The sequence below is a fragment of the Streptomyces sp. NPDC093221 genome, assembly GCF_044753885.1.
GTDB lineage: Bacteria > Actinomycetota > Actinomycetes > Streptomycetales > Streptomycetaceae > Actinacidiphila.
Map to the genome: position 1 here is coordinate 1 of NZ_JBIVOA010000017.1, position 12,859 is coordinate 12,859.

10 protein-coding genes and 1 pseudogene are annotated in these 12,859 nt (G+C 66.6%); 2 read left to right on the forward strand and 9 right to left on the reverse strand.

The features are described from left to right. Positions 1-215: 215 nt before the first annotated feature. The 6 genes from ACIQCJ_RS35470 to ACIQCJ_RS35495 all read right to left on the reverse strand — a co-directional run bounded on the left by ACIQCJ_RS35470 (position 216) and on the right by ACIQCJ_RS35495 (position 7,553). Positions 216-731 (reverse strand): hypothetical protein, encoded by a 516-nt coding sequence (locus ACIQCJ_RS35470; protein ID WP_402713961.1) that lies wholly within the window; start codon positions 729-731, stop codon positions 216-218. Further along, positions 689-2,038, reverse strand: coding sequence for a hypothetical protein (locus tag ACIQCJ_RS35475; protein WP_402713962.1), 1,350 nt, complete (start codon positions 2,036-2,038; stop codon positions 689-691). Before ACIQCJ_RS35475 ends, ACIQCJ_RS35470 begins: the two co-directional genes overlap by 43 nt. After that, on the reverse strand, positions 2,035-2,208 hold the full coding sequence (locus tag ACIQCJ_RS35480; RefSeq protein WP_402713964.1) for a hypothetical protein: 174 nt from the start codon (positions 2,206-2,208) through the stop codon (positions 2,035-2,037). The genes ACIQCJ_RS35475 and ACIQCJ_RS35480 overlap by 4 nt, the downstream gene beginning before the upstream one ends. 1,165 nt (positions 2,209-3,373) lie before the next feature. Continuing rightward, a complete protein-coding gene (locus ACIQCJ_RS35485; RefSeq protein WP_402713966.1) occupies positions 3,374-4,153 on the reverse strand; it encodes a hypothetical protein in 780 nt (259 codons plus the stop codon). A 710-nt stretch (positions 4,154-4,863) separates the two neighbouring features. Beyond that, positions 4,864-7,143, reverse strand: coding sequence for a tetratricopeptide repeat protein (locus ACIQCJ_RS35490; RefSeq protein ID WP_402713968.1), 2,280 nt, complete (start codon positions 7,141-7,143; stop codon positions 4,864-4,866). Further along, positions 7,140-7,553 (reverse strand): hypothetical protein, encoded by a 414-nt coding sequence (locus ACIQCJ_RS35495; RefSeq protein WP_391041961.1) that lies wholly within the window; start codon positions 7,551-7,553, stop codon positions 7,140-7,142. Before ACIQCJ_RS35495 ends, ACIQCJ_RS35490 begins: the two co-directional genes overlap by 4 nt. Before the next feature lie 181 nt (positions 7,554-7,734). Here ACIQCJ_RS35495 and ACIQCJ_RS35500 point away from each other — a divergent pair, with 181 nt between their 5' ends. Continuing rightward, positions 7,735-7,944: a DUF397 domain-containing protein gene (locus ACIQCJ_RS35500; protein ID WP_402714009.1), complete on the forward strand. Its 210-nt coding sequence runs from the start codon at positions 7,735-7,737 to the stop codon at positions 7,942-7,944. Beyond that, complete coding sequence (locus ACIQCJ_RS35505) at positions 7,881-9,170, forward strand: MFS transporter (RefSeq protein ID WP_391041958.1); 1,290 nt, start codon at positions 7,881-7,883, stop codon at positions 9,168-9,170. The genes ACIQCJ_RS35500 and ACIQCJ_RS35505 overlap by 64 nt, the downstream gene beginning before the upstream one ends. A gap of 97 nt (positions 9,171-9,267) precedes the next feature. On the opposite strand, the gene ACIQCJ_RS35510 is transcribed toward ACIQCJ_RS35505, so the two are convergent. The 3 genes and pseudogenes from ACIQCJ_RS35510 to brxD form a co-directional block, all read right to left on the reverse strand. Then, positions 9,268-10,170: a hypothetical protein gene (locus ACIQCJ_RS35510; protein ID WP_402713971.1), complete on the reverse strand. Its 903-nt coding sequence runs from the start codon at positions 10,168-10,170 to the stop codon at positions 9,268-9,270. A gap of 212 nt (positions 10,171-10,382) precedes the next feature. Next, positions 10,383-11,201: a helicase-related protein gene (locus ACIQCJ_RS35515; protein ID WP_402713973.1), complete on the reverse strand. Its 819-nt coding sequence runs from the start codon at positions 11,199-11,201 to the stop codon at positions 10,383-10,385. After that, positions 11,198-11,991 (reverse strand): annotated as a pseudogene (gene brxD, locus ACIQCJ_RS35520) (BREX system ATP-binding protein BrxD); the annotation flags it as partial. The pseudogene brxD and the gene ACIQCJ_RS35515, both read right to left, overlap by 4 nt. Positions 11,992-12,859: the final 868 nt, after the last annotated feature.

The window sequence follows — 12,859 nt, forward strand, 5'->3', positions numbered from 1 at the left end:
CTCCGTGCGGTGCAGTCCTAGACAGCTCCACCACACCGGAGGTCTTCGCCATGATCAAGCACCGGCACATGTCAACAACGCTCGTGATCAATACATCTAGGTCGCTGTCATGGCGCGTCGTGGCGGGGGCCGACGCAGCAGGACCCGTCCGGTGGCGTGGCTCACCGGACGGGTCCTGTTTTTGTGGATCTTCGATTGTGGACGGTGCCGCGCGGTCAGGCAGCTGCTGGTGCCCAGGGTCGTTTGTGTTCTGCCCGCCGACGGAGGTGGGTGCGCCTGCGGGGCCGTTCTCCGTTGAGGGCGAGTGTCTCGACCCAGTTCGTGATCTTCCGGCGATTGGCGTGGGCGATCTGGAAGACCAGAAGGACTGTCTGGGCGGCGATGCCGCGGATGCGGCGGGTGCCGGAGGCCTCGATGGCTTCGGCGAGGGGGCTCTTGGCGAAGCCGTTGTAGCCCTCGACGCTGTTACGGAGTCGGAAGTAGATCTTCTGCCATTTCTCTGTGCCGTAGTCCTCTGCCTGCCATTGCTTGGCGCCTGCTTCCGGGCTGACGGTGATGCTGCCCTGGCGGCAGACCAGGACCGGGCCCGTGGGGTTGGGTTTGGGGTCGAGGAGGGGTAGGTGGATGCCGCGGCCGAGGGTGTGCGGCTTGATGCGGCACTGGACCTTGCGTGCCTCGGCGGGGCACATCATGCGCCGGGTGCCGTCGGGGGCTTCGTTCTCTTTGGCCATGAGACGGAAGGGGCGACGGGCGGCGATGCGCTGCCTCCACGTGTCGCGGTCGATGCGTCCGGCGTAGAGGTCTGCGGTGGCGTCGATGAGGGGCTCCGGCATCGACGGGCAGTACCAGGTGCCTTCGACGAGGATCGCGCCTTGGGTGTGGGCTTGGATGCCGAGCTGGTCGCTGCGGTAGTCGTAGACGGGTTTGTAGCCAGGGCGAGGACGGGCAGTTGCCACTCAGCGGGGGTGGAGTTGTTGTAGGCGGTGTCGCCGGCGAGGTAGCCGGGCGGGTAGCCGCGGTCGCGTAGGCGTTTGATGGCTTTGAGCCCGTTGTAGCCGGGGCGGCAGCCGGGCTTGTCCAGACTCAGGCCGAGAACGAGGGCAGGCAGGACGTTCGGATCGGGGGTGTTGTCGCCCAGGAGGGTGTCGTCGTGGCGGGAGTCGCGGGTGACGGCGAGGGCCGCGTCATAGCCGAACAGGTACTTCGCGGCCTTCTTCTTGAGTGAGGTCTTCTTCCCCTTTGCTTGCTTCCCGCCCTTCTTTTGCTTCGCAGAGGATGTAGCTCTCCTGGACGGCCGGGCTTCTTCGGCAGGACGCATAGCGTCGGCCACGGGGGCGGCGGCGGGGTCGCGGTGGTCTCCCTCGCGGACGTACCAGCCGGCGTCGGGGTCGGTGGCGAGTTCGGGTCCTCCGGTGCGGCGGCCGCGGGAGTAGGTGCGGATGGGGGTGGCGTCCACAGCGATGGAGCAGTCGGACAGTTCGGGGAGGAGGTCCTTGACCTGGCGCACGGAGGCGTCCAGGACGAACTCGGTGAAGAAGGCAAGCCGTTCTTCGCGCACGGCGAGCTCGCTGGGGTCTGCCGCGGCGACCAGTTGTTCGGCTTCGGCGCGAGTCAGGTGTTTGTTCGGCGGGAGCGGTGAGGGATTCATAGCTTCCACCATGGCTTTGAACAGGCGGCGTACGACCGCGTAGCCGGCCTCGAAGCCCTGGTCGTGGTCGGGATAGTCCGGGATGCTGAGACGCTGCCGCAGGGTCTCGCCGATGCGGAAGTACAGGATGTCGGTGAGCTGCTCCAGCACAATCCGGCCGTTGTGCATCTGGCTGCACAGGTGGGCGCCGACGAGGAAGGCGCGCAGGTGCAGTGTGCGGCGGCGGCCGCGGTTGAGGTGCACGAACTCCTCAAGGAGAGCGACGAGTCCGCTGCTGTCCACCTCCTCGATCGCGGCTTCGACGTCGGCGTCTCCTAGAGTTCGGCGCTCGGCGCGCATGGCCAGCAGGCGCTGATGCCGCTCGTTGGGCAGCGAGAGGGCGCTGTTCATCCCTCACCTCGCAGATATGCGGCAGCCTGGTCGGCCGACACCCCCTTGAGGAAGGGCAGGACACGGGACAGGCCGTGCAGGGTGGTCACTCCGGCGGCGGCAACGATCACCGTGATCGGGACGCCTGAGTCGAACAGGTCGACCAGCCAGGTGGAGCGCAGGCGTGCCATGGCCAGGCGTCCACGATGTACCCGGCCACTTCCGCTGGTGCGTACCTTCGGCGGAGAATCCGGTCCGCGACGTGGGCTGCGGCCGCCACCCGCAGAGGATCGGCCCACAACCCGCGCTCTTGGCGCAGCCCTGAACCGCGACCTGTACGCAAGCCGCACGTAAGGGCTGGGTCCCCTCCCTTGCCACGCAGTATCGTCGGCGTTACGAGCATCACCAAAGGGGCTGTGACCGCTACGAGTTGCCTATCCGCTGGCGTAGGGTATCCGTCGAGCCAGGTGTTGATCCGCTCCTGTAGGGCGAGCAGCGATTCATCGCTGACTGGGATCGGCTGGTCCATGACGGTGGGGTAGTCGCAGGAATCGCGGTGTCCGTAGGGGGCGGCTCGCTCTGCTGCGGTCTGCGCTCCGCATGCACGGGGCATGTTGTAGTCGTGGTCGAAGTACACGGGTGAGAGGCAGCGGATGCATTTCGTGGACAGGAAAACACCATGTAGCAGGCACGCGAACGTCCACGGCAGCATCCAGCGCAACGGCCAGCGCCGCTGACTGCCTCGCAGGCCCTGCGCGCACCATCTGGCCTGGTGACGTGACAACCAGGCCGACGCTAGCCACTCATCCACAGCTTGTCCGTCGGTCCATGGTGCGAGTGGAAGGTGGTGGCAGGGCATTGCCCGCGTACCGAGCGAGCGTCATCCGATGGAGGACGGCTGTGTCGACCCCCTGTCTTCCTCTGCAGGATGCGGGCCACAGAGTCCGATATCCGGGTTTGGGCAATGCCGACCGCGCCGTCCGGGCCAACGCGGAGGCCACGCAGGAGCGCCGCGGTATCTGTTCCTCGGGAGCGGGCCACCGCTGCAAGCCAACTGGCGAGCGACTCGCCCTCGAGCGGCTGGGGTACGGCCTCGGGTGCACGCGGTTGGGGTGCATCGGTTCTCAGCGTCCGGGAGTTCGTGGCGGCCATGAGTGAATCCTGCGCCGGTGCGGCGTTGTCCACGCGCCGCTCGAGGGGAGACCACCGATGTGAGTGATCTGGAGGCGGGAGTTAACTGATCAGCCCCGGATTCATCCAGAACCCCATGGCCGCCGGCTGACGGCCGAACCCTCTCGCCAGGCAGCGGTCCAGCGGTGCCGATCGCGGCGTGGATGAGGGCTACCAAAAGCGGGGTTAACGCTTTTTCAGAGCCCCAATGCTCAAGCGCTGAAGAGAATATCGACTCATTAATTCCTTCAGTGGCATCTCTTCGCTGAGAGCTTCCGGATGAGTCTCGATCATCAACCTGATCTCATTCCGAAGCTGCACAAGCGCACGGTCTCCCATCGCACTTCTCAGCTCGAGGGGTTCGGCGTCACCTTCGATCCGGGCATTGCGCAGCACCCGCAATTGCTCGTCGCTGAACTGCCGGGCCTTCAGGGCCGCGACCAGACGCTCTCGTGCCTCGGCGCTACTCATATCGACTCGAGGTTCTTCGGCCGAGGACTCGACCGCGGCGTCTGCCGCAACGACTGTGGAGAGGCTGCCGTCCCTGCGGACCCTGGCGACCCTGCCCCATGTCGACTTCATGACCGGGAGCGCCTGCTGGTTCCACCACACCCTGGCATGGGGCGCGACCCGCTCCACCCACTTGGCGATGGTGTAGACGAGCTCCAGGAGCTCGATGATCTCCTCAAGCTCCAGCCGCTCATCGTCTCGAGAATCCGACGCGCGCTCATCGGTGACGTAGACGAAGACCGGCGGCGGATCTTGGATCGAGCCAGCTTCATCCTCGTCGTCGATGGGAAACAGCGTGGCATGCGTTTCGAGGTCATTCGTTTCGACATCGCGCGCAAGCGAGCTGTATCCACCGGCGGTTCGCGACTTCGAGAGGCGAGTTCGGGTTGGATACTCGACCCACATCTTGACTCGGGTCTTCTCCGGAGAGGACGCGAGTGGTTCTTCCAAAGTCATGTCTCAACGGTACTTGCGAACACTGACGTTTTCACCCGAATCCATCGGACGTAGTCGTGGGCACAACGCTCGGCCCTGCCCGGCACTATCGGGCCACCGGCTGACCGGTCAAGGGCCCGGGTTTGCGACATCCGCTCCAGTTTCCACGCCGTGACCGGCGGCTCGCTCAACACTCACTGATCTGGCTGTGGCCGAGACCCACTTCGCGAAGGAGGGATGCTTCTCCAACCACCGTAGACAGGCCGGGTCGGCCGCGTGGGGCGCGCCTTCCACGTGGTTGCCGTCGGAGCGGGCGGTGCCAACTAGGGTCTGTCGTTTGGATCTCCGTGGGGAAGGAGCGGTGTCCGGCACGCACATCTGCCGCGTTCTCGTCGGTCGAAGACGCTCCGCGTCGTCTCCCTCCTCCGCCTTGCAGCTGCACGCACCGGACACCGCTCCTTCCCCACGGAGATCCAAACGACAGACCCTAGTCCATGTTCATGAGCACCGTTCTGGCTGCGTGCCCACCAGTCATGAACCAAGACCTGAGGCCCCGGCGGGGCGCGTTCCCTGAGCAGACGCTGAAGGTGATCCAGCCGGATCCGGTACCGCGCCCGTTGGTAGCCCTGATTGGGATAAGTGCAAAGCTGAGATCCCCGGAGCGCACCTTTGCAGTACGTCCCGAACGCGAAGGTTCCCTCGCCTCGATCTCTTTTTTCCCCTCAGCCCGATCAGAGTCTCCGGACACGGACCAGGTCCGGATCGTTCAGACCGTAGATGCCTTCGGCGGCAGCGAGGTTCTCGTGCAGGAGTTGGCGGGCCTCTTCGTGCTGGTCAGCTGCCGCGAGGCGTTCAGCGAGGAGAATGCGGGCTTTCGTCGTGAGGGGGTGCTCGGGACCCAGGAGGCGTTCGCGGCCTGCTACGGCTTCGCGCATCATGGCGACAGCTTCGTCATGCTGCCCGCCCAGCATCAGGGCCCAGCTCAGGACCAGTTTGGCAGAGTAAACCAGGGGGTGGTCCACGCCGTGGAGGCGGATGCGGGCCTCCACGGCACGTCGCGCTGCGGTTTCGGCCTCTTCGGGAGCGGCGGTGTGGAGCAGGCCGAGAGCGTAATTGCTGTAGGCGATGACGGTTACGGGGTGTTCGGGGCCAAGGGCGCGCTCGCAGGTGGCGACGGTGTCCGGGCCCTCGCGTACGAACGCGTCGGTGTGGCCGATCTCGGCGAGGAACTCCAGGCTCAGGGCACGACTCTTGAGGGTGTCGACGTGGTCCTCGCCCAGGACTCGGCGCTGGCCGGCAATGGCGCCACCGAGGCAGGTCAAGCTTTCGTCATGCCGACCGAGGAGGTAGAGCGGCAGGCTCAACAATGCCGCGGTGCGCAGCGTGTCAGGGTGCTCATCGCCGAGGACTTCCGTGCGCTTTTCGTGGACGCGCCGCAGAAGCTGCTCGGCTTCGGCAAGCCTGCCCACCCGGCGTAGCGAATCGCCTTGCTGGTGCCGTGCGGTGAGAGTGTCGGGGTGCGTCGCTCCCTGGAGGCGCTGTGAGGTGTCGCCGGAGAGAGCGGTGAGGGCGATTGCAGCGGCGTAGTCGCCCGTTTCGTGGATGCCTTGGGCCACTTGCACGGCCAGTTCAACGGCCGGAGAGACAGTGGACTCATCGACGTGGTGGAGTAGCGCGGTGACGTGCGGCGTGATGAGCCTGAGCTGCTCGGCATCGACTGACGTGGTGTCCTGAGCTGGGGCAGCTGCTCGCAGCAGGTTCGTGGCGACGCTTACGTAGCCGGGGCGGTGTTCCACCGGGATGCCCCTGTGTACGCCCTCCAGAAGGAGACCGTGCACTTGGACGCAGCGGGTTCCGTCCGAGCGTTGGTGCATGGTGGCCAGCGAGTGGTCCAGCAAGCCCCGGAGCGCTGGCTCTAACTGTCTTGCATGGAGTGGTGGTTCGAGTGATTCAAGGTCGACCGTGTTGATTGCGTTGGATGCGAAGACCGTCAAGGGAAGGGGATCCGAGGCCCAGCAGGACAGAAGTCGCAGCAGCGTGGCGGCTTCGGGCAGGCCTTGAGTCGACAGGTTCTCCAGGCTGATCTGCCAGGTTCGGGAAATCAGGTGGCGGGAGTCCTGTACCTGTGCGCCCTGGTCGATCAGGTCAGCGGCGTCTTCTTCTTGTAGTCGATCGTGGTAGTCGCTCATCGTCCACGACTCCAGGAGTTGGTGGGCCAGATACGTTCCGGCGAGGTTCAGCGCCAACGGAAGGCAGCCCAGCCGGCGGGCGACGGTCTTCGCATCCTGGAGGCTTCCCGCATCTGGGGCGAGATCACACAGGACTTGCGCGGCATCATCCAAAGGCAGGACATCGAGTTGGTGCAGGCTGGCGCCCCGCCACAGCGTGGCGCTGGAGCGGCGGGAGGTGACCAGGACGGTTCCGGCCGCACTCGCGCGTAGCCAACCACCTTCATCCAAGACCGCTGGCTCGTCCGCGTTGTCGATGACCAGCAGCCAGGGCTGGAGCGAGCGGTCTAGGTAGTGCCACACCAAGTCAGCGGCTGCGCGCTGGCCGAGCTGGGCGGCAGCCACCTCTCCGGGATCAGCGCCGCGGTCGGCGGCAACAGCAAGCATCCCTGCCCGCAGCGTCACCCGATCCGATGCACTTACCCACAGTGCTATACGGCCCTGTTCCAAGGCCTCGTGAAAGGCCCAGAACGCGAGCGAGGTCTTCCCACAACCGCCCATGCCATGGACGACGTGGATGCCGTGGCCCTCGCCGATCGCCGCAGTGAGCGCGGCTCGCAGGCTTGATCGATTGCGGAGGATCTTCGGGGCTCGTTCGGCCAGTGCGACACGTACGGAGTCTGGTCCTGGCCATGGGTTGTCGGAGGAGGGCTGCGAATAGTGGTGGTGATGCTCGGTAATCAGCTGATCGCGGGCGGCTTGGTAGACGCGGCCCTGCCCGGAGGCTTGGCCTTCGATCGAAGCGCTGGAAGCCGGGTAGTCACCCGAGCCTGCCGGGTTCACGCCTCGGTGATGTGCTGGTCGCGGCCCGCCTGATACACCCGGCCGTGTCCGGTCGCGGTTGCCCTCATCCGAACCTCCGAGGCAGCGACCGGATCCTGCGGGGTGACTTCTTCCAGCAAGCGCAGTAGCTGATCGGCAACGGCGGGGTCGGCGGCTAGCAGTCTGCGGAGCCGTCCCTGCCATTCAACGCGCAGCTCATCTTCGGATTGGTCGTCATGGGCGGCGCGGGCCGCGAGCAGGTCCGCACGCGTTGCCTCCAACTCGGCGTCGACGACATCCGCGCGGTCGGGATGGACCCGCCGCCACATGGCGACGAGTCCCTCGCGAGTACGCTGCCAGGCATCGGTAGCCATAAGTGTGACTACCGTGGTTCCCGCCGTACCCGCCAGCGCAGCAATCTCCGGATCCATCCAACCCTCCACTGCGACGTGACTCCGCTGCACTCAGTCCATCAGTTCGCGATGCCTTGGGCTGGGCTCCTCGCGATGTTGGCTCACAATCGCCCTATCGATCACCTTGCGCGTGGCACCGCCGGTCGGGTTGTGTGGCAACGCTCACCATCATCCCAAGGCGGAGGTACTTGTGGCTGACGTGAACTTCGATACTGCGCTCTGGCGCAAGAGCAACAACAGTGGCGACACAGGGTGCGTGGAAGTCGCGCTGAACACCCCTTCAATCGGGGTCCGAGACACCAAACAACACGGCACTGGACCCGTACTCGCCTTCAGTCGCCATGCATGGACGTCCTTCATAGGTGGCGTGCGAGCGGGCGATTTCGAATACGAGGAGAGCGCGACCTGAGTGCGAGCCAGGAGAACCACGCGGCACAGACAGCGGACCCACCCGTAAGCACGGTCGGCCCGGTCGGTCCGCTCCTGACCTCCACCGGGATCTCCGTCACCGGCGACGGCGCATTCATGGCCGCAGCCCCTCTGCTGGCGGCGTCCCTCACACGCAACCCGCTGGCCATTTCTACGGTCACCGCGGCCTTCTACCTCCCCTGGCTGCTTGTCGGTCTGCCCGCCGGGGCGCTCGCCGACCGCTGGCCGCGCAGGACCGTCATGATCACAGCCGACCTTCTGCGCGCCGTGGTCCTGGGCGCCCTCGCTGCGGTCGTAGTGAGCGGCCATGCCACGCTGCCGCTGCTCGCTGCGACGATCCTGATCGTTGGTGTCGCTCAGTGCTTCTTCGACGCCTCCTCACAAGCTGTTATCCCGCTCCTGGTGGGCCGGGGCAAAGAAGCACTCACGAAGGTGAACGGGCGGTATTGGGCCATCGACACCATCGGACGTTCACTGGCCGGACCGCCACTCGGCTCGGGCGCCTTCGCGCTCAGCCCCACGCTGCCCTTCGCCGCCGACGCCGCTTCCTTTATTTGTTCCGCCGCTTTCATCAGCCGCCTGCCAGAGATGGTCCCGAGCACGCCGCACACCGGGTCGCTCGCTACGGCGATACGCGCCGGACTCCGACACTTGCGCACGACCCCTGACTTGCGCATGCTCGCGGCGAGCATGGCCGCGTACAACTTCGCCTACAACCTCTCCATGGCGACCTTCGTGCTGTACGCGACCAGCAAGTTGCATGTCGCGACGGCTGGTTACGGCGTCCTGCTCGCAGTCGCTGCCCTTGGCGGAGTCGCTGCGGGCTGGCGCGCGGCCCCATTGACCCGCCCGCTCAGTTACCGACAGATGATGGCCATCGCCAGCGTGTTGCAAGCCCTCGCCTGGAGCGGCATCGCCGCAGTCCCCAACGCCTTCGCCGCGGGAGCCTTCCTCGCGATACTGGGTGCCGCTTCCACCCTCACCAGCGTCGCGGCGGGCTCCGCTCGGCAGGCGCTCACACCCGATGACCTCCTCGGACGTGTGGTCTCCGCCTTCCGCCTCTTCGGCGTCGGAGCCGCAGGGCTGGGTGCCCTGACAGGCGGCCTCGTCGCCGGCGAACAAGGCCTGCGTGCACCGATGTGGGGCGCGGCCGTGCTGCTGCTGGCATCTGCGGTTGGGCTGCGGCCATGGCGACGGCCCAGCTGACGGTACGTGAACGCATCGGCTGGTGATGGGCGGGCGGGAAGGGCAGCAGTGAGCGATTGGAAGCAGGACGGTCGGTACGCTGCTGGCTCCGGAGGAGTCAGCTCGGCGACGAGTTGATCCAGGTCATCGGCTCGCGCAGCGCCGCAAGCGCCCCGTCCGCGTCGGCAATGCGCTCCGCCGGCGTCGCCGCGACCAAGTCGGGCGGTAGCACCTCGTTGAACTTCAATCCATCGAGGGCCTTGATGTCGATCACGGGCGGCCGTAGGAGGACGCGCGGCCCGTCAGGGTCCAGCGATTCGCTGACGAGTCGATCGCGGGTGGTGGAAGGAAGGTCTTGGCGCAGCCGGAGCCAGTAGTCGCCGACCTGCTGCTCCGGATCTGCGTACTGGGGCAGCGAGGCTGCGAGGACGACGTAGCCCGGCGGCCGGCCCAGGTCCACCAGCGTGCAGTGCCGTCGGCGCCGCGGACTGCGACGGTGCTGCCAGCCCGGGCGGCGAGTTCCTGATCCTCGCGGATGGTAGTCAGGTACTTCTTTCCCTCGGGCGGTCAGCCGCACTGGTGGGTCGGCACCGAGGATCACATCACGTCGAGCTCGGCACATAGCGAAGCTGGGCACCGCGCCACGTCCTGTCCACCGGGCGCGGCCGCCCGAACCGTCATACGCTTCCGCGAAGCAGCGTTGTCGCCGCCAGTCAATATGGGTGACCCGACAGGTGCGTCCTGTCAGCAGGATCAACCGGGGCCCGGGAACCTCCTCGACCAACATTCCCACCTCGACGAGCCCGATGTCGGCGCGCCCGGAGATGACGCGGAACTGGGGCGGAGCGCAGAAGACCGCAGTTATGCCCATGAAATGATGCCGCCCGAACTGCTTCTCCGCTTCCGGGCCGATGAACAGCATTTCGCTGTCCCACTCCAGAAAGCCTTCGTCGAGCAGGTGCTGGACGAAGCGGGATGTCGACTCGTCGAAGAGCGGCAGATCCCCCACCACTCGCGCCACGTGCGTTCGCCGACCTGGTGCTCCTGCAGACATAGAGCCAGCAACTGATGGGCGACGATGTGCCGGGGGGCGGACGGCGGCACGATCGGTTCGACATACCCGCGTGACCAGAGCAGGAACAGACCCGCAGCGTCGAGCAGCCCGGGCTCGGAGAGCGCGAGGAAGAGGCAGTTGCGGGTTGATCCCGTGCGCCGTCCCGTGCGGCCGAGGCGTCACATGAAGGCTGCGACGGTGGCGGGTGCGTCCAGCTGGAAGACTCGGTCCAGATCTCCGACGTCGATGCCGAGTTCAAGCGTTGAGGTTGCGACGATCACGCAGTCGCGGTCGTCGGCGAATGCTTGCTCCGCGCGACGGCGCTCGTCCTTGGAGAGCGAGGCATGCGACAGGTAGGTGCTGACACCGAGGGCCCGCAGCGCCTCGCCGAGCTCCTCCACGCGCCGCTTGGAATCGCAGAACACCAGGCGCTTCTCGCCCCGGTGGAGAGCGGCGATGACGGTCGCCGTGTTGGCGATCGAGCCAACAAAATCCAGTTCCACGTCGACGCCATCCGTGGGCCCGACCGCTGTTCCAGCCGGTACAGCCGAGGGTTGCGGGGCGACCACCTCGCCCGGCCGCGTCCCCACGCCAGATCCCTGGAGCCAAGTCAGCATCTGGTCGGGGTTGCCAACAGTCGCCGAGAGCCCTACCCGCTGGATTAGCCGACCTGCCACCTTTGTCAGCCGTTCCAGCACGGCAAGCAAGTGCCAGCCGCGGTCGTCCCCGGCGAAGGCGTGCACCTCGTCCACGACGATGGTCCGCACGTATCGGAAGAGTTCGTGATGGTCGACCAGGGCGGAGACCAGCACCGACTCCAGTGACTCCGGTGTGGTGAGCAGGACATCGGGAGGCTCGGCGAGCATCCGCCGCCGCCCCGAGTCGCCGATGTCCCCGTGCCAGACGCTGACCGTGCGGCCCAGCCACGCCGCGTAGGCGGTCAGGCGCAGCTCCAAATTGTTGGAGGGGTGCAGTGCGTCGAGCGGACTGTCCGTCACAGGTCCAACCCCACGTCGTCCGCGCTGGAGGCTGTCGACGCACGGGCCAGGCGCCCGCGGCGGCGCTGCGCTTTACATGGGTCAACTCGGTGGCCGAAAGAGTGAGCCGATAGTCGCGGCGGGGGTCGAAGTCCTCGAACTCGTCCACGCGGTCGAGCACGTCGGCGATGAGCTTGCGCAGAAAGACGCGGGGCGCGACGCCGACCTTCCCGCCGAGGTCCCCGGTGACGGGGCGCGCCAGCTCGCCGAGGTAGCGGTCGTCCACACGCACCGCGATCCGCTCCTGGTGGCGGGCATCCACTGCATACAGGTTGCGGACTGGGCGTCCCAGCTCCTCCAGGCCGGCCAGGTCGAAACCGGCTAGCCGGATCTGCACCGCCCGGGGATTGTCGAACCGCGCGTCAGTGATGAAGTCCGTGCTGAGGCGCTGTGCCAGCGGGGCCAGGCGCTGCACGCCCTGAGTGCCGTCGTAGAAGGCGGGCGTACCTGTGATGACCAGGTACAGGCCGGGGAAGCGTCCGGAGTCCACGTCGTCAATGAGCTGGCGCAGCGAGTTGAGTCCCTTCTCCCGCACGTCGGAGCGGACACGCTGAAGGGTTTCCGTCTCGTCGAGGACGACAAGCAGCCCCGGGTGCCCGCAGTCGCGCAGCACTGTGAGCAGGCCCTGCAAGAACCCGAGCGCTGCGAAATGGTCGAGATCTCAACGGACACCCGCGGCCCGCCGCGCCGAGGCGGCGACATTGGGCTGCCCTCCGAGCCAGGTCACGAGTGCCTCGGCGTGGGCATGATCGAGGCCGCGCGAACGCGCACGTCATACGAGCTCGGTGGCCGGACGGTGCCGTGTTCGCGGATGCGCTCCGCGCTGTGGACGCTCGGCCAGGACCACGCCAGTCGGGACGAGTGGGACCGGTACGCGTACTGCATCGACCTGGTCGGAGACTTCTTCGACGGAGGGGGGCCGTCAGCAGGTCTCCCCTCCTGGCTCACTGCCGAGCTGCATGAAATCCTGACTGGCATTGAGGCGCCGAGGAACACCGGGCGGAGTAGCAAGGCCCCAACAGGAAGGTTGCAACGCGCTGACCATCGGCTCCCGTCCCCGCGCCACAGCAAGGGAACATCCGCCAGAGTCGCCGCTCGAACCGACCGCCTGGGGAGTGGTCGTCCACCATCTGAGTCGATCCGGCCGTACAGCCGCGTCGTACGGCCACGCGATGTGCGCGACGTGACGTATGCGCCACTGTGCGAACTACCCGCCGATGTGGTGGGCGCCTCCGGGGACGCCGTTCCTACAGCCCTAATGGAAACCGTTTCGGATTGGAGTACTGGACTGGAGGTGACGGCCTGGCGCGGGCTGGCTGCAGAGCATCGCAGCCACCTCTACGAGAGCCACCAGAGTGACCGATTGACGCCAAATGTGCTCAGACTACTCGCTCGGCTCGGTGGGACGGCGATCGACGTGATCCTGCTGGACGCCTACGCGCGATGGGCCACTCCCCGGACGGCGGGTGTGCAGTCCACCGAGCATGCCCGCCGGCGCAGCGCTGCCGATCGCGCGTTGGGCCACTGGGCCGTCCAACACAGCTTGGCGCGCATGGGTGCCAGGGAGGCTCAACGACCCGCGGACTCCGTGTTCGAGACGGTCGCACGGCAGATCTTGG